At 64.0% G+C, this 15488-nt stretch carries 16 protein-coding genes, 1 pseudogene and 1 riboswitch; of the genes and pseudogenes, 9 read left to right on the forward strand and 8 right to left on the reverse strand.

Features of this window, described 5'->3' with window-relative positions; genetic code table 11:
• Nucleotides 1-5: 5 nt before the first annotated feature.
• Nucleotides 6-208, reverse strand: a riboswitch (cobalamin riboswitch).
• Between the two features lie 199 nt (nucleotides 209-407).
• On the forward strand, nucleotides 408-1241 hold the full coding sequence (locus ACVDG8_RS03230) for an AraC family transcriptional regulator (protein ID WP_447253399.1): 834 nt from the start codon (nucleotides 408-410) through the stop codon (nucleotides 1239-1241).
• A gap of 48 nt (nucleotides 1242-1289) precedes the next feature.
• Here ACVDG8_RS03230 and ACVDG8_RS03235 read toward each other — a convergent pair whose 3' ends face one another.
• The 5 genes from ACVDG8_RS03235 to ACVDG8_RS03255 all read right to left on the reverse strand — a co-directional run bounded on the left by ACVDG8_RS03235 (nucleotide 1290) and on the right by ACVDG8_RS03255 (nucleotide 6499).
• Nucleotides 1290-1604, reverse strand: a complete 315-nt coding sequence (locus ACVDG8_RS03235) for an antibiotic biosynthesis monooxygenase family protein (RefSeq protein WP_447253400.1) — start codon at nucleotides 1602-1604, stop codon at nucleotides 1290-1292.
• Between the two features lie 224 nt (nucleotides 1605-1828).
• Nucleotides 1829-2764, reverse strand: a complete 936-nt coding sequence (locus ACVDG8_RS03240) for a bifunctional helix-turn-helix transcriptional regulator/GNAT family N-acetyltransferase (protein WP_447253401.1) — start codon at nucleotides 2762-2764, stop codon at nucleotides 1829-1831.
• Between the two features lie 123 nt (nucleotides 2765-2887).
• Nucleotides 2888-3889: an alanine racemase gene (locus ACVDG8_RS03245; protein ID WP_455707530.1), complete on the reverse strand. Its 1002-nt coding sequence runs from the start codon at nucleotides 3887-3889 to the stop codon at nucleotides 2888-2890.
• Nucleotides 3890-4018: 129 nt separating this feature from the next.
• Nucleotides 4019-5299: a D-arabinono-1,4-lactone oxidase gene (locus ACVDG8_RS03250; protein ID WP_447253403.1), complete on the reverse strand. Its 1281-nt coding sequence runs from the start codon at nucleotides 5297-5299 to the stop codon at nucleotides 4019-4021.
• A 15-nt stretch (nucleotides 5300-5314) separates the two neighbouring features.
• A complete protein-coding gene (locus tag ACVDG8_RS03255; protein ID WP_447253404.1) occupies nucleotides 5315-6499 on the reverse strand; it encodes an MFS transporter in 1185 nt (394 codons plus the stop codon).
• A 124-nt stretch (nucleotides 6500-6623) separates the two neighbouring features.
• Between ACVDG8_RS03255 and ACVDG8_RS03260 the strand changes: the two genes are divergently transcribed.
• Nucleotides 6624-7250: a TetR family transcriptional regulator gene (locus ACVDG8_RS03260; protein ID WP_447253405.1), complete on the forward strand. Its 627-nt coding sequence runs from the start codon at nucleotides 6624-6626 to the stop codon at nucleotides 7248-7250.
• Between the two features lie 5 nt (nucleotides 7251-7255).
• On the opposite strand, the gene ACVDG8_RS03265 is transcribed toward ACVDG8_RS03260, so the two are convergent.
• Entirely contained in the window at nucleotides 7256-8155 is a 900-nt protein-coding gene (locus ACVDG8_RS03265; protein WP_447253406.1) for a LysR family transcriptional regulator, read from the reverse strand.
• A gap of 101 nt (nucleotides 8156-8256) precedes the next feature.
• Between ACVDG8_RS03265 and ACVDG8_RS03270 the strand changes: the two genes are divergently transcribed.
• Entirely contained in the window at nucleotides 8257-9018 is a 762-nt protein-coding gene (locus tag ACVDG8_RS03270) for an SDR family NAD(P)-dependent oxidoreductase (RefSeq protein WP_447253407.1), read from the forward strand.
• 213 nt (nucleotides 9019-9231) lie between these two features.
• On the opposite strand, the gene ACVDG8_RS03275 is transcribed toward ACVDG8_RS03270, so the two are convergent.
• Complete coding sequence (locus ACVDG8_RS03275) at nucleotides 9232-10083, reverse strand: hypothetical protein (RefSeq protein WP_447253408.1); 852 nt, start codon at nucleotides 10081-10083, stop codon at nucleotides 9232-9234.
• A 148-nt stretch (nucleotides 10084-10231) separates the two neighbouring features.
• Here ACVDG8_RS03275 and ACVDG8_RS03280 point away from each other — a divergent pair, with 148 nt between their 5' ends.
• The 4 genes and pseudogenes from ACVDG8_RS03280 (at nucleotide 10232) to groL (ending at nucleotide 13197) form a co-directional block, all read left to right on the forward strand.
• On the forward strand, nucleotides 10232-10447 hold the full coding sequence (locus ACVDG8_RS03280; protein WP_455707531.1) for a hypothetical protein: 216 nt from the start codon (nucleotides 10232-10234) through the stop codon (nucleotides 10445-10447).
• Complete coding sequence (locus tag ACVDG8_RS03285) at nucleotides 10414-10953, forward strand: hypothetical protein (RefSeq protein WP_455707532.1); 540 nt, start codon at nucleotides 10414-10416, stop codon at nucleotides 10951-10953. The genes ACVDG8_RS03280 and ACVDG8_RS03285 overlap by 34 nt, the downstream gene beginning before the upstream one ends.
• A 231-nt stretch (nucleotides 10954-11184) precedes the next feature.
• Complete coding sequence (gene groES, locus ACVDG8_RS03290; RefSeq protein WP_006203049.1) at nucleotides 11185-11481, forward strand: co-chaperone GroES; 297 nt, start codon at nucleotides 11185-11187, stop codon at nucleotides 11479-11481.
• Between the two features lie 61 nt (nucleotides 11482-11542).
• A pseudogene (gene groL, locus ACVDG8_RS03295) lies at nucleotides 11543-13197 on the forward strand (chaperonin GroEL).
• Nucleotides 13198-13290: 93 nt separating this feature from the next.
• On the opposite strand, the gene ACVDG8_RS03300 reads toward groL, so the two are convergent.
• The gene (locus ACVDG8_RS03300; RefSeq protein ID WP_447253411.1) at nucleotides 13291-13899 is read right to left on the reverse strand and encodes a TetR/AcrR family transcriptional regulator; all 609 of its coding nucleotides are present in this window, start codon (nucleotides 13897-13899) and stop codon (nucleotides 13291-13293) included.
• A gap of 108 nt (nucleotides 13900-14007) precedes the next feature.
• Between ACVDG8_RS03300 and ACVDG8_RS03305 the strand changes: the two genes are divergently transcribed.
• Together ACVDG8_RS03305 and ACVDG8_RS03310 are read left to right on the forward strand one after the other, a co-directional pair.
• A complete protein-coding gene (locus tag ACVDG8_RS03305; protein WP_447253412.1) occupies nucleotides 14008-15018 on the forward strand; it encodes a zinc-dependent alcohol dehydrogenase family protein in 1011 nt (336 codons plus the stop codon).
• A gap of 21 nt (nucleotides 15019-15039) precedes the next feature.
• Nucleotides 15040-15483, forward strand: coding sequence for an OsmC family protein (locus ACVDG8_RS03310; protein ID WP_447253413.1), 444 nt, complete (start codon nucleotides 15040-15042; stop codon nucleotides 15481-15483).
• Nucleotides 15484-15488: the final 5 nt, after the last annotated feature.

The following is a 15488-nucleotide window of genomic DNA, read 5'->3' on the forward strand; positions in this document are numbered from 1 at the left end:
CCGTCCGGTCAACTCGTGTCGATGGCAGGTCTCCTGGCTCGCGGGTCGTCGCGCCATCCGCCTTCCCAGCCTTGCCGGCCAGTGGCGTTTCGGATGGAACTCGCCGCTCACAGTTGCGGGGGCAGCCACGGGGTCGACCAAAGGTCTCACCGTGTTCCCTTTTCACCTCTCGCCTTGCGGCGCGAGGACCATGACGCGCAAAGCGTAGTTTGTCCGGGGCAGAGTCGCAACGGGCACCAATCGAACATGCGAAATCAATCTTATCTGATATGTAATAACATTACAAACACATCGAGATGCCGCTTGTCAACCGCTTGCAAACTTTGCGTCTTCGCCCAGTGCGCAATTTCGATCAAACTCGCCCCCGGCGCGGTCGCTAGTTTCGGCTCGCCAAAATGCGAGGAACCATGAACCCGACCGAGAAAGCGCTGTGGTTTGTCGAAAGCCATCTGCCGGATGCGATATCGCTCGACGATGTCGCGCAAAGCAGCGGCGTGTCACGCTTCCATGTGACGCGCGCCTTCGGCGCCGCCACCGGTCGGTCGGTAATGGGCTATATGCGGGCACGCCGCCTGAGCGAAGCGGCGCGCCGGCTTGCCGGCGGGGCGCGCGACATCCTCTGCGTCGCGCTCGATGCCGGCTATGGTTCGCATGAGGCGTTCACGCGGGCCTTTCGCGAGCAGTTCGGCACCACGCCGGAGCTGGTGCGCGCGCAGGGCTCGACCCGGAATCTCGACCTCGTGGAGCCTATTTTGATGGACAGTTCCCTACTCACGACACTCGCGCCGCCGCGCTTCGAAACCAGCCGGCCTTTCCTCATCGCCGGGCTCGGCGAGCGCTACAGCTGCGAGTCCGCGGCCGGCATTCCGATGCAATGGCAACGTTTCGCCCCTTATATCGGCCACATCCCCGGACAGGTGCCCGACGCCTTCTACGGCGTCTGCACTAATGGCGACGATGCCGGCAATTTCGATTACATCGTCGGCGTCGAGGTGACGGATTTCTCCGACCTGCCCAAGGATTTCTATCGCGTCCGGGTGCCGGCGCAGAAATACGCCGTGTTTTCGCATCGCGAGCACATCTCGACCATCCGCCGCACCATCAACACGATCTGGAACAGCTGGCTGCCGGCCTCCGGCCACGAGATCGCCGACGCGCCCGAATTCGAGCGCTACGGACCGGAGTTCGACGCCCACACCGGCAATGGCGGGCTGGAGATCTGGGTGCCGGTGAAATCATAGCGTGGCATACCGGACGGGCCGCGTTTGACGGCCCGTCCGAGCGCGGCGCTATTCCACTGTCGATACGACTTCATAGAGGCCAGGATTGGCTTGCCCCAACGCCTTGTTGCGTTCCAGGAAACCCTGCCTTTGCAAATGCTCGAAGACCCTGCGCATGGCCGCCTGATCGTCGGTTTGGGCATAGTTGACGACATGACGGCCATCGAGGCTTCGATGCAGACTGGCCGATAGCCAGCCGGGAACCGCGCGGCAACTCATTGCCGCCTCCTGCAGCAGATCGATCAACGCCTGCTGGCCGCCCTCCGGTACGGTGAAGACGTTGATCTGGGTGATGACGCCGATGTTGGCGCGAATGATGGGCATTGCTTTCTCCTTCGGTTGGCGCCCGGCACACGAAGGATTCTTTCGAAGACCTCGCACGCCAAGCCGGGCGCAAGGGCACGCCTCGAGCTTGCCGTGGGTTCCCGCATGGGGCGGGAACGGAGCTTCCATCAGGTGAAAGAGAGCGGGCTTACCGGTTGCCGCTCCAGGTCCTTTTCGACGCTTTCGTCATAGCATTGCGCACCACCCCCGGCAAACCGCGCGCGCTAAAGCTCGAGATCCCAGGTCTGGCCGACCAGATCCTTGCCGAAGGAATGATGATGCTCTTCCTCGACCAGCTTGAAGCCCGCCGCCTGGTAGATGCGGCGGGCCGAGCCCAATATGTCGTTGGTCCACAGCGTCAGCGTCTTGTAGCCCTTGGCGCGGGAGAAGGCGATGCACTCGTCGACCAGGCGTGCGCCGATGCCAAGGCCGCGCGCCGAGGGCTCGACATAGAGCAGCCTGAGCTTCGCCACTTCGGATGACTTGCGCACGATAAAGACGGAGCCGACCACCTCGCCCTCGCGCTCGGCGACCCAGGCGCGCTCCCAGTCCGGATTGAACTTCTTGACGAACTCGCCGAGGATTTCGGCGACCAGCGCCTCGTAGGTTCCGTCCCAGCCATAGTCCTGTGTGTAAAGCATGCCCTGGCGGCGCGTGATCCAGCCGATATCGCCGACCTGCAGCGGCCGCAGGATATAAGGCACCTTCGACTCGGGGCGTTCGACGAGCAGGTCCTCGACGGTGCGCATGGCCTTGACCAGCCGGTCCTGATCGGCCGGCGGCAGCTTGTCGAGCAAGGTCGCGACCTGGTCGTGTGAATCCTGATTGAGCGGCGCGAAGGCTTCGCGGCCGGCTGGCGTCAGGGCGATCGCCGAGCGGCGCGCATCGGCCTGCGTTGCAGCGCGCTCGACCAGGCCGCGCTCCTCGAATTTCTTCAACAGGCGGCTGACGTAGCCAGGATCGAGGCCGAGATCGCGCAGCAGATCGCTGGCGACCAACTCGTCGCGATGAGCAAGCTCATAAAGCACCCGCGCCTCGGTCAGCGAAAACGGGCTCTTCAGCAGGCCTTCGTCAAGCAGGCCGATCTGGCGCGTATAGAAGCGGTTGAAGGCGCGCACGGCATCGATGCGTTCCTTGCCGGGATGGTTGTGGATGGTCATGGGAGCGTCTCCTGTCATTGACAGGATTAGTCATTTAGTTGACAGAGTCAACAAACACGACGAGCGGCCCCTACATGACGACCGCCTAGTTGCCGGCGACAGTCGCGAGTGCTAGGCGCGCCCTCACCCCATCGGCAACACCGGCCAGAACTCAACGATCCGCCCACCCGACAGTACCGCGATGGCGCCGAAATGCTGCAGCACGGCCTCACTCTGCGTCGGCCTCAGAAAAGCATAATCCCCCGGTTTCACATGTGCCGCCGCCGGCAGGCCCATGAATTGCTGGTTGGAGGAAAACCCCATCAGCCCGTTCGGCTTCATGCCTTCCGGAAACACTGGATCGGCCATCCACTTGCCGCCATAGAGGTAGCAGCCCTTGCGCGGGAAGCGGCCGAGCGCCAGCAAGGTCTTCGAGAGCCAGGCCGGGCCCGGCAGTGCCGCATCGATCACCTTGAGGATCGGCGTCGCGATGAAGGCGGCCGGCTGGAAGCCGTCGAGGCCGGGTTTGTCGAAGTCGCTCGGTAGTACGAAGGCAGAGCCCATAGAGACCTCGTTCGCCACGCCGCCGCCATGCAGCAGCGCCGTCTTCGAACCGCCGATGTTGAGGATGCGGCGCTGATCCGGCCCGAGCGCGGCGACGAACTCCACCGCCAGCGCCGAGGCTTTCTTCAACGCCTTGTCGGCACCGCCGAACATACCGGGAATTTCTGGCGCGTGAGCCTCGTAAGCCATGATGCCTTCGCAGCGCAGGCCCTTAGGTATCGTCAGCGCCTTGATCTCGGCCGGGCTGGCAAAGCCGCCGCGATGCAGGCCGACATCGACCTCGAAGGCGAAGCGCAATTCGGTGCTGAGCTCGGCGCCCAAAGCGCCGTACTCGGCCAGCCGCTCCGGCGTGTCGATCAGCCAGCAGACGCGCGACCACCAGCCGGCGCCGCCTCGTGTCAGCGCCGCCTTGGCAGCCCCCAGCGGCATCGGCTTGCCGTAGAGCAGGTCGCCCTCGGGAAAGGCGTCGAGCACCGCCTGCGTCACCGGCGGATGGAAGGTCATGAAGCGATTGGTGTCGAGCGCCTTGGCTATATAGGACAGCAACGGCACGCAAGGCAGCGACTTGTCGACCAACCGCACGGCAAGACCAGGCGCCAGTCTCTCTCACCCGCGCAATGTTGGCATCCAGCCGGTCGCGGTCGAGCACCAGGCAGGGCCGATGGATATCGGCCGCCTGCAGCGCCTTCGACAGCTCGGCGAAATAGGCGCTCATCTTTCGATGCCGAACAGGCCGGCCATATAGGGCGAGACGAAACGGTTGTTCGGGTCGATGTCGCGGCGCACCGCCATCGCATCATCCCAGCGCGGATAGAGCTTTTTGAAATCCGCAGCCTTCAGGCTGTGCATCTTGCCCCAGTGCGGCCTGCCGCCGTATTTCAAGAAGATCGGCTCGGCGGCCCGCATGAAGGGCAGCGGATCGTTCGCCGCATCGTGGTGGATGGCGATCGAGCAGGTCAGCCTTTTGTGGAAGGGCGAAAGCCAGAATTCGTCGGGCGCCACCGAACGAACCTCCATCGGGAAATAGACTTCCGGAAAGTGCTTTTCGGTCAGCGCGATGATCTCGGCCAACGCTTTTGGACCTTCCTCGTAAGGCAGGTGGTACTCCATCTCGTTGAACTTGGTGCGACGGTCGCTGGCGTAGACGTTGAGCCAGTCCTGCACATAGTCCTCGGACGCGATCTTCTTCACCGCGCCCCTGATCAGCGCGCGGCGCAGCGACGGCAGCCAGCGCAGCACGGTGCGCAGCTTGCGCAAAGTCGCCAAACCGTCCTCGTCGTCCTCGGTCGGCCGCGGCGTCGTCGGTCCATCGTTGAAATCGCTGGCGATGAACTGGGCGTAGCCGGAAAACGGGATGTAGTAGAATTCGGCCGAACGATGCCCTGCCATCATCGTCTGGAAGCCGCGCAGCATATCGGCGATGGGCAGCACCCATTTGCGGCGGCGAAGCCGGTAGGTCGCGATGTTGTTCAGCGTCACTTCGGTGAGCACGCCGAAGGCGCCGAGCGCGACGCCGGTGGCATGGATCATGTCCTGGTCGTTCGTCCGGCTGAACTCGCGCAGCTTGCCCTGCCCGTCGACGATCTGCACGGTTTCCAGCTGTGTGTGATAGGCGCCGAGCTTCGGGCCGGAGCCGTGCGTGGCGGTGCCCAGCGCGCCGCCGATCGCCTGCTTGTCGATGTCGCCCATATTGGGCAAGCCTTGGCCGATATCCGCAAGGATGTGCATCAGGGACCCAAGCCGCGTGCCCGCCCTGACCCGCGCTCGATTGGTTGCGGCGTCATGCGAGACCAGTCCCTCGATCTTTTCCAGCGAGACGATGGTGCCGTTGGACTGCACCAGCGGCGTGAAGGAATGACCCGCGCCGGCGACACGCAGCGGACCCGGCGCGGTGCGCACCAGTTCCGCCAGCTCGCCGGCATCGGCCGGTGTCGCGATCTGTTTTGGGGCGGCGGTTACAAAACCCGACCAGTTGCTCCAGGTGTTCGCCATTCGAACCCTCCTCTATCAGGTCAGAATGCGGCGCCGCGCGACCAGCACGAAGACGCCGAGCAGCGCCACACTGGCCAAAGCGGTTACGGCGGCGAATTCCGGCACCGGGCGGAAATTCCCGCCGTCGATCAGGAGCGATGCGGCGATCGGGCCGATGGCAAGGCCGAAGAGCTGGGCGGCCGGCACCAGGAGTGCGGCGTTGCGCGTCTCGTCGGCGGTGATGGCAAGGCGGATCTGGTACGGCACGATGAAGAGCAGGATGAAGCCCATCACCAGGGCGACGGCCCAGAACACCAAAAGCCCCGGCCCCGTCGCCAAGAGCACCGAGCTGATCGCAGCGATGATCCCAATGATTGTGATGGCGAAGCGATAGTCGATGCGCGCTTCGAACACCGTCGCGGTCATCGCGCCAAGCACCTGCGCGGCAAGGCTCGCCGAGACCATCAGGCCGATAGTGCGGCCGTCAATTCCGAACTGCGCGCCGAGCGGTTCGAGAAAGGCCCAGACCGCGCCGAAGAACATGAAATAGCAGAAGATCGATAACAGGGCGGTGATCGCCGGCACGGTGAGCACATTGGAAAAATGCTCGTCCTTCGGCAGGTCGGCATAGTCGTCAGCAACCGTCCAGGCGACGACCAGCGACAGCAGGCAGACTATGGCTAAAACCATGAAGCCGCCGGCCGCGCCGGCTTTCGGCACCGCATAGAGCGCCAGGATCAGCGCCAGCGCGCATTGCGCCAGCGTCTGCAGCGTCACGAAATAACCGCCGATGCGTTCGGCCCGGCGCGAGCGGGCGATCAGTTCGGTGGCGACGGCGACCAGGCCGCCCTCGGCGAGGCCTGCGAGCGCGCGGGCGCCGATCAGGGAATTGGCGGTGACGGCATAAGCGGTCCACAGATTGGCGAACGCCAGCAGGATCAGGAGCAGCGTGCTCTTCCAGCGCATGTTGCGGGCGGGCAAAAGCATCGCCACGATCGCCGAGCCGATGGCGATCGCGATCATCTCGGCGGTGGCGACCAGCGCCAGCTCGTCGCCGGTGACGTGGCCTTCGGTGTAGAGCGCGCCGAGCAAAACCGGCTGCAGGCCGAGGATGAGCAAGCCGACCGAGCCGATCCACAGCGCCGAGGCAAGCTGCAGCCCGGTCGGGTTGCCGACCAGCCAATCGCCGCTCTCAGCATTTCCGGCATCGATGACGGTCACGAGGCGCGCCCTCCCTTGCAGCTCGATCGAAAAACTGACAGATTGTCAGCATTTGGCGAAACTGATACTTGATCATGTTTCTTGTCAACCGTGAATCTGCACTTTTCCTGGGACGACATCGCGCATGACGGGAGCAAGGCGAACAGCGACGGAGCCAAGGCGCAGGCCAAAGCAGGAGCGCAGCCGCGAGCGCATCGACGCGATCCTGGCCACGACCATGCGGCTGATCGGCGAAAAGGGCATCGACGCGGTGACGATGAAGGAAGTTGGCGCGCTGGCCGGCGGGCCTATCGCCACCGTCTATCACTACTTCCCGTCGAAGTCGGCGATCCTGGCCATGCTCTATGAGCGTTTTTCCGAGGAAAGCCGGGCGCGCTTCGGCGCCATCATCGCCGACATAAGCGAACTGGGCGACGTGACGACGGCAGCCGACCGCATGCTCGACGATTACTATGCCCGCGTCGCCGCCGACCCGGCGATCCAGGATCTGCAAAACGCCATCCAGGCCGATAAGGCGCTGCAGCATCTCGACATCGCCGAGACGCGGCATCAGTCGAAGATATTCTGCGACCGTGTCGGGCCGATGCTGCAGGCAGAGCAGCGCGAGCCCTTTGCCAGGGTCGTGTTCCTGATCTTCCAGCTCGCCGGCGGCCTGGTGCGGCTGGCGCTGACACAGGACGAGGTCGAAAGCCGGCGGACGATCGAGGATTACCGGACGATCATTCATACGCAGCTGCGGTTGTTTTTGTAGGGGCCCTACCCCGGCTCCAGCCTCGGCCCGAGGATCTCCACCAGCCAGTCGATGAACACCCGTACGCGTGGCGACAACTGGCGGCTGCGTGGATACAGCACCGAGATCGGCGTCGGTGTCGGCGGACAGTCGGTGAGCACCTCGACCAGCCGACCCGCCGCGATGTCCGAGGTGAAGCGCAGCTGGGGCGCCTGGTAGAGGCCGAAGCCCTGGCGCACCAGCGTGGCGGCTGTGTCGGAATTGGAGACCGTGACGCGCGCCGGCAGGATGACTTCGCGGGTCCTGCCATCGACGGTGAATTCGAGCGGCATCACCTGGCCGGTGCGCGACGAGACGAAGCCGATCATAACGTGCCCGGCCAGTCCCTCGATCGTGCGTGGCGTGCCATGCCTTTCGAGATAGTCGGGGCTGGCCAGCGTCGCCTCGCGCGCCATGCCGAGGCTGCGCGCGATCATGTCGCTGTCGGGCAGCGGACCGGCGCGCACAACGCAGTCGACGCCTTCGCGCACGAGGTCGACGAAACGGTCGCCCTCACCGATATGGACGCTGAGATTTGGATGCCGGGCCAGCAGCGCCGGCAACTCCGGGACGACGAAGTTGCGCGCCATGTGGCCGTTGATGTCGATACGCAGGCGCCCGCGCACGTCGTCGGTGCCGACGCCGCCTTCGGCATCCTCGATGTCGGCCAGGATGCCGATGCAGCGCTGGTAATAGGCCTCGCCGTCGAGCGTGGTGGTGACGTGGCGTGTCGTGCGGCGCAGCAATTGCACGCCGAGCCGCTCCTCCAGCTGCTTGATCGCGGCGGTCGCGCTGGAACGCGGCAGGCTGAGATCGGCAGCGGCCGCGGTGAAGCTGCGCCGTTCGACGACACGGGTGAAGAGCCGCATGGAGTCCAGCCTGTCCATGGCTATTGTTCTCATATCCTGAATAGTGTTGGCAATATCGCGCCGATTATATGCGCATCCCGGGCGAGTATATACATCTCCATCGATAAGGAGATTTTGCCATGACCACCCAACCCATCGCTCTCATCACCGGCGGCAGCCGCGGCCTCGGCCGCAACACCGCGCTCAACCTTGCCCGCCGGGGTGTCGACGTCATCGTCACCTACCGTTCCCGCGCCGACGAGGCTGAAGCCGCAATCGCCGAGATCGAAGCCGCCGGCGGCCGCGCCGCCGCACACGAACTCGATGCCAGCGCCGTCGCCAGCTTCCCGGCCTTCGTCGAGGCGTTGAAGAAGACGTTGCGCGACACCTTCCAGCGCGACCGTTTCGACTATCTCGTCAACAATGCCGGCACCGGCCTGCGCAAGATGATCGCCGAGACAAGCGAGGACGAATTCGATGCGCTGATGAACGTCCATCTCAAAGGCGTCTACTTCCTCACCCAGGCGCTGCTACCGCTGATCAACGATAGCGGCCGCATCATCAACGTCTCCAGCGGTCTCGCCCGCTTCGCCGCGCCCGGTTCGTCTGCCTATGCGATGATGAAAGGCGGCATCGAGGTGTTCACGCGCTATCTCGCCAAGGAGCTGGGCACTCGCGGCATCACCGCCAACACCGTGGCGCCTGGGGCCATCGCCACCGACTTCAACGGCGGCCATGTGCGCGACAATGCCGAGATCAACCGCATGGTATCGAGCGTCACCGCGCTTGGCCGCGCCGGCGTCGCCGACGATATCGGCCCGATGATCGCCGCGCTGCTGTCGGACGAAAATCGCTGGGTCAACGCCCAGCGCATCGAGGTCTCGGGCGGCATGAACATCTGAGTTCCGCTCAGGATGACGGTTGAATGAACCGCCATCCAGATCCAACTCTTTGTTGCATGATCTTTCCCGAAAACCGGTTCCCACTTTTCGGGGATCACGCTCCTTGTTGGAGCATGATCTTGCCCGAAAACCGGTTCCCACTTTTCGGGATCATGCTCCTTGTTGGAGCATGATCTTGCCCGAAAACCGGTTCCCACTTTTCGGGATCATGCTCTAGGTAACCTGGCGGATCAGCCCTTCAAAACCGTCGGCAAGGTTGGCATTGCCGGCGGCGAGGAAGGCAGACAGGTTGCCGACACTGCCCGGCGTCTTGTTGGCGTCAAGCAGCACCGCCCTGCCCTCATGCATGACGAAATCGAACTTGCCATAGTCGAAGCCGAGTTCGCGTCGCACCGCGCGAAGCTCGTCCGGCACCGGGACCGGCTCGCGGCGGATCGTGTCTTCGCCCTTGACCAGGCTTTGCGGCGAGACATGGCGGGTGCAGCGCTCGCGCTCGCCGCAGAACAGCCAGAAGCGGGCGGCAAAGCCGTCGGGCTCGGGCTCGGGAACAAACTTTTCCACGACGAGATCCTGGCGGTCGAACACCGCCGGCGGAACATCGGCAAGCGAGGCATGAATACGGTAGCTGTCGAGAACCTCGGCGTCGGGAAATGGCTCCGGCTGGCCGGCGCGCCGCGATCGCCGGTTGAGCGTCCGCTCGCGTGTTCCAAGGTTGTTGAGGCTGCTCTTGACGATGACGGGACCCTGCCAGGTGTCGTCCCTGCCGATCGCGGCGCCGCTGACGCGGCGCTTGGAAATATCGGCGGCGCCGATGTTGAGGCAGAAGGGAAAGGCGCGCGCGTATTCGACATATTCGGGCGGTGTCACCGTCGCGTCGACATGCAGCACCGCGATGTCCGCCTCCGGCTTAGCCGAGGTGCCCTTGATGATTTGGACCGAATGGCCGCGGCGTTTCAGCTCCTCCAGCAGGTCGAACAGCATATAGGGGCTGCCGCGGCGCAGCAGCAGGCCGCCCCAGCCCAGGAACCGGTCGAACTCATGCGTGATGACCGCTATGCGTGCCATGCGCCCCCGCTTGGTTTCTTCAGCGCCCTCGACTATGCATTCAAATACAATGCGATGCGGGCGGGGGCTATGCATGACTGACCACTGGAATGCAATTCGCAAGCACTGGCAGCTGCTTGGGTCGCCGCTCAGGCCCCCGCCGGAGGTCGTGGAAAGCTACAACCGCGAGCTCGATCTTGCCCGGTCGGATGTCGTGATGCTTGGCGTGACGCCGGAACTGGCCGGGCTGGGCGCCAGCATGACGGCGGTGGACGAGTCCCGCGACATGATCGCGGAATCTGGCCGGGGAACACGGAGCGGCGCAAGGCAGTACAAGGCGATTGGTTCGATTTGCCGCTGTCCGCGGGAAGCATCGACGCGCTGATCGGCGACGGATGCCTCTCGGTTATCGGCGGCACCGAACACAGGCGCGCACTGTTTTCATCGATCGCACGCGCGTTGAAAGCAGACGGGCGCGCCGGCATCAGGCTTTATGCCTCGCCCGAAATCCGCGACGATCCACGCGACGTCCGCGCGCTTGCACTCGCCGGTGGCGCATCCACTTTCCACGATCTCAAATGGCGGGTGGCGATGACCGCGATCGGCGACGCGCCGGGTTACACGATACCCGTCACAGGCATACTGGAACAATTCGACAAGCTGTTTCCTGACCGTGAGGAACTTTCGGTACGGACCGGATGGGAACTGCCTGTCATCGGCACCATCGACGTCTACAGGAACTCGTCGGTCATCTACAGTTTTGCGCCAGCCGCGGCGCTCGTCGAGGAGGCCAGCGTCTTCTTCGACGATGTCCGGCTGGCCGCGACCGGCAGCTATGGACTGGCTGAGCGATGCCCGTTGCTGATCCTGCGATCGCCGAAGCGCCGATAGGAAAGCCTGCTGCCGCATTTCGCCAATGGCGTCGGTGCTGAACGGCGCGTTTCTCGATCTATCGGCTTTCCGATAAAATTTCGCGCCATGGCGCCCTTGCGCGCGCCTTGACTCTGGCAAACCGGTCTATTTCAGCGCCACGTTAGCACTCGCCTTTGGTGAGTGCTAACCTCATATCCGGCACCGCCGGATGGAGGAACAGTTCTCACCGTTCTCATCGAGGAAGACAATATGGCAAAGTCCAAGTTCCGCCCGCTTCATGACCGCGTGGTCGTTCGCCGGGTCGAATCCGAATCCAAGACCGCCGGCGGGATCATCATCCCGGATACGGCAAAGGAAAAGCCGCAGGAAGGCGAGATCATCGCCGTCGGCTCCGGCGCTCGCGACGAAGCCGGCAAGCTGGTTCCCCTGGACGTCAAGGCTGGCGACCGCATCCTGTTCGGCAAGTGGTCGGGCACCGAAGTCAAGCTCAATGGCGAAGACCTTCTGATCATGAAGGAATCCGACATCATGGGCATCATCGGCTGATCATCGGCCTTTCCGTCAACTGAATTCCGGGCTTACCCCAAGCCCCTGCCAGGAGCTAAAAATGGCTGCCAAAGACGTAAAATTCTCCCGCGATGCCCGTGAGCGTATGCTGCGCGGTGTCAACATCCTCGCCGACGCGGTGAAGGTCACGCTCGGCCCCAAGGGCCGCAACGTCGTCATCGACAAGTCGTTCGGCGCCCCGCGCATCACCAAGGACGGCGTCACCGTCGCCAAGGAAATCGAGCTTGAGGACAAGTTCGAGAACATGGGCGCGCAGATGGTCCGCGAAGTTGCTTCGAAGACCAACGACATCGCCGGCGACGGCACCACGACCGCGACCGTTCTGGCGCAGTCGATCGTCCAGGAAGGCCACAAGGCGGTTGCCGCCGGCATGAACCCGATGGACCTGAAGCGCGGCATCGATCTCGCCGTCACCGAAGTCGTCGCGGCTCTCGGCAAGGCTGCCAAGAAGATCAAGACCTCCGAGGAAGTTGCCCAGGTCGGCACGATCTCGGCCAATGGCGACGAATCGGTCGGCAAGATGATCGCGGAAGCGATGCAGAAGGTCGGCAACGAAGGCGTCATCACGGTTGAGGAAGCCAAGACCGCCGAGACCGAACTCGAAGTCGTCGAAGGCATGCAGTTCGACCGCGGCTATCTCAGCCCCTACTTCGTCACCAACGCCGACAAGATGGTTGCCGAGCTCGAGGACGTCTACATCCTCCTGCACGAGAAGAAGCTCTCCAACCTGCAGGCCATGCTGCCGGTTCTCGAAGCCGTCGTGCAGACCTCCAAGCCACTGCTCATCATCTCGGAAGACGTCGAAGGCGAGGCTCTGGCCACGCTGGTCGTCAACAAGCTGCGCGGTGGCCTGAAGATCGCCGCCGTCAAGGCGCCGGGCTTCGGTGATCGCCGCAAGGCCATGCTGGAAGACATCGCCATCCTCACCGGTGGCCAGGTCATCTCGGAAGACCTCGGCATCAAGCTCGAGAACGTCGGCCTCAACATGCTCGGCCGCGCCAAGAAGGTGTCGATCTCCAAGGAGAACACCACCATCGTCGACGGCGCCGGCAAGAAGGCCGAGATCCAGGGCCGCGTTGCCCAGATCAAGCAGCAGATCGAAGAGACCACCTCGGACTACGACAAGGAGAAGCTGCAGGAACGTCTGGCCAAGCTCGCCGGCGGCGTTGCGGTGATCCGCGTCGGCGGTGCGACGGAAGTCGAAGTCAAGGAAAAGAAGGACCGCGTCGACGACGCCCTCAACGCGACCCGCGCGGCCGTGGAAGAAGGCATCGTTGCAGGCGGCGGCGTGGCTCTGCTGCGCGCTTCGGCCAACATCAAGGCGGCCGGCGCCAATGCCGACCAGGCCGCTGGCATCAACATCGTGCGTCGTGCGCTGCAGGCTCCGGCCCGCCAGATCGCGGCCAACGCCGGTGCGGAAGCTTCGATCGTTGCCGGCAAGATCCTTGAAAACAAGGGCGCGACTTTCGGCTACAACGCCCAGACCGGCGACTATGGCGACATGATCGCCATGGGCATCGTCGACCCGGTCAAGGTCGTTCGCACCGCTCTCCAGGACGCGGCCTCGGTCGCCGGCCTGCTCGTCACCACCGAAGCCATGATCGCCGAAGCTCCGAAGAAGGACTCGGCCGGCGGCGGCATGCCTGGCGGCATGGGGGCGGCGGCATGGGCGGCATGGGCGGCATGGATTTCTAATCCAAGCCACTTGGCTTACGCATACGAAAAGGGCGGCAGCGATGCCGCCCTTTTTCGTTTGTCCAATCGACCTTGGTGGACCAGAATTTCGCCTTAAGTGGCGTTCTCCGACTGTTGCGCCACCTTGCCGGCAAGCACCGCCTGCTCGACGAGTGCTGCCACCTCATCGGCCACGATAGCGAGCGGTGCGCGGTCGCGGGTGGCGCGGGCGATCACCATCAGGCCTTCCAGCGAGGATTCGACCAGCAGCGCCAGCGCCTGGGCGCGGCGCCCTGGCACCCCTGCCCGCATGAAGGCCTCACGCAGCAGACCGATCCACTGTTCGAAGGCCGAGCGGCAGATCTCGGCCAGATCCGGCACGTCGCTCGGCGCGTCGAGCACCACCGGCGCGATCGGACAGCCGAGCGAAAACTCATTTTCCTCCAGCATGTGCCCGACCGACTGGTAGATGTGGTGGACGGCGACCGCCGGATCGTGTTCGGCCGCGAGCGCAGCGCCGAGGCGCTCCGTCACGCCAGCCACGCTGTCGCGCGTCACCTCGACGACCAGCTGGTCCTTGCCGCCCGGAAAATGGAAGTAGAGCGAGCCGCGCGGCGCGCCGCTCGCGCTCAAAATGTCATTGAGCGAGGTGCCGTGATAGCCGCGCCGCCGCAAAAGCAGCGCCGTCGCCTCGATCATCCGGGTGCGTGTGTCTGTCGCCATAGTCGCTATGTCAGTCCCTGTCAGGAATGCGCATTATAGGCCTTGCCCGAAATATGACAATCGGTCTACATAATATGCAGATCGGTCTACATATTATGGGAGCGACAAATGCAGAGCTACCGACTTGAGGGCTTCGGCGAAATCGAGAATCTGATGAGGCGCGACGAGGCGACGCCACAGCCAGGACCGCATCAAATCCTGGTGCGGGTGCACGCCACCTCGCTCAACCGTCGCGATACGATGATCCTCAAGGGCGCCTACCCGCTGCCGCCGCGCGCAGGCATCGTTCCGCTCAGTGACGGCGCCGGCGAGGTGGTGGCGGTCGGTGACGGCGTCACCCGCTTTGCGGTCGGCGACCGCGTCACCGGCAGCTATTTCGCGCGCTGGATCGACGGGCGGCTTCATCCGGGCATTATCGACCAGCTCGGCTGCACGCTGGACGGGATGCTTGCCGAATACGCGCTGCTCGACGAGCAATGGGCGGCGCGATTGCCCGGGCATCTGTCCTGGCACGAGGCCGCGACTTTCACCTGCGCCGGGCTGACCGCCTGGAGCGCGTTGACTGGAGCAGAGGTTCCGCAGCCAGGACAATGGGTTCTGACGATAGGCTCGGGCGGCGTGGCGCTGTTTGCGCTGCAGTTTGCCAAGATGCTCGGCTGCCGCGTCGCCGCCATTACCTCGCGCGCCGAAAAGACCGAACGGCTGCGCGCACTTGGCGCCGACATCGTGATTGCTGCCGCCGAGACCCCGGAATGGGGCATGACGTTGCGCGAGGCTACCGGCGGCATCGATCTCACTGTCGAGACCGGCGGTCCGCAGACCTTCGCGCAGTCACTGATCGCAAGCTCGCTTTACGGCCGCATCATTGTGCTCACCGTGCAGGATCCCAAGGGCAATTCGATCGAGATCCCGGGCGCTGTCTATCAGCGCAGCCTCGCTACGATCAGCCGCGTCTTCGTCGGCAACCGCAACGGGCTGGAGGCGATGCTGGCCGCGGTCGACAAGCACCAGCTGAAGCCGGTCATCGACAGGGTCTTTCCGTTCGCCGAGGCGCGCGAGGCCTACCGCTATTTCCAGCAAGGCGACGTGTTCGGGAAAATCGTCGTCGATGGCGCCTGAGAACAAATCGGGAGATATCCAATGACAATACGCAATGCTTCGGCCGAATGGCACGGCACACTCAAGGAAGGATCCGGCCGTCTGCGGCTGGGCAGCGGCGCCTTCGAAGGCGCCTACTCGTTCCCGTCCCGCTTCGAGACCGGTCCCGGCACCAATCCGGAAGAATTGATCGCTGCCGCCCATGCCGGCTGCTTCTCGATGGCGCTGAGCGCCATCCTCGGCAGCGAAGGCCATACGCCGGGCAGCATCCGCACCGTCGCCAAAGCGCATCTCGGCGCGACCGCGGCCGGACCGACGATCACCCGCATCGAACTGGAGACGGAGGCCAGCATCGCAGGCATTACGGCCGAGGATTTCGAGCGGCTGGCGCAACAGGCCAAGTCGGCTTGCTTTGTCTCGCGGGCGCTGGCCGGTGTCGCCAGCATCACGCTCAAGGCGGCGCTGGCCCGACCTCTCTACGATTGAAACGG

The organism is Mesorhizobium sp. ORM8.1 (assembly GCF_053005525.2).

What these genes read in the sequence shown, in the direction of transcription:
- ACVDG8_RS03310 (WP_447253413.1), top strand. Translation starts at nt 15,040, where the DNA reads ATGACAATACGCAATGCTTCGGCCGAATGGCACGGCACACTCAAGGAA.
- ACVDG8_RS03235 (WP_447253400.1), bottom strand. Translation starts at nt 1,604, where the DNA reads ATGCCCATCATTCGCGCCAACATCGGCGTCATCACCCAGATCAACGTC.
- groES (WP_006203049.1), top strand. Translation starts at nt 11,185, where the DNA reads ATGGCAAAGTCCAAGTTCCGCCCGCTTCATGACCGCGTGGTCGTTCGC.
- ACVDG8_RS03250 (WP_447253403.1), bottom strand. Translation starts at nt 5,299, where the DNA reads ATGGCGAACACCTGGAGCAACTGGTCGGGTTTTGTAACCGCCGCCCCA.
- ACVDG8_RS03300 (WP_447253411.1), bottom strand. Translation starts at nt 13,899, where the DNA reads ATGGCGACAGACACACGCACCCGGATGATCGAGGCGACGGCGCTGCTT.
- ACVDG8_RS03260 (WP_447253405.1), top strand. Translation starts at nt 6,624, where the DNA reads ATGACGGGAGCAAGGCGAACAGCGACGGAGCCAAGGCGCAGGCCAAAG.
- ACVDG8_RS03230 (WP_447253399.1), top strand. Translation starts at nt 408, where the DNA reads ATGAACCCGACCGAGAAAGCGCTGTGGTTTGTCGAAAGCCATCTGCCG.
- ACVDG8_RS03270 (WP_447253407.1), top strand. Translation starts at nt 8,257, where the DNA reads ATGACCACCCAACCCATCGCTCTCATCACCGGCGGCAGCCGCGGCCTC.
- ACVDG8_RS03265 (WP_447253406.1), bottom strand. Translation starts at nt 8,155, where the DNA reads ATGGACAGGCTGGACTCCATGCGGCTCTTCACCCGTGTCGTCGAACGG.
- ACVDG8_RS03240 (WP_447253401.1), bottom strand. Translation starts at nt 2,764, where the DNA reads ATGACCATCCACAACCATCCCGGCAAGGAACGCATCGATGCCGTGCGC.
- ACVDG8_RS03305 (WP_447253412.1), top strand. Translation starts at nt 14,008, where the DNA reads ATGCAGAGCTACCGACTTGAGGGCTTCGGCGAAATCGAGAATCTGATG.
- ACVDG8_RS03275 (WP_447253408.1), bottom strand. Translation starts at nt 10,083, where the DNA reads ATGGCACGCATAGCGGTCATCACGCATGAGTTCGACCGGTTCCTGGGC.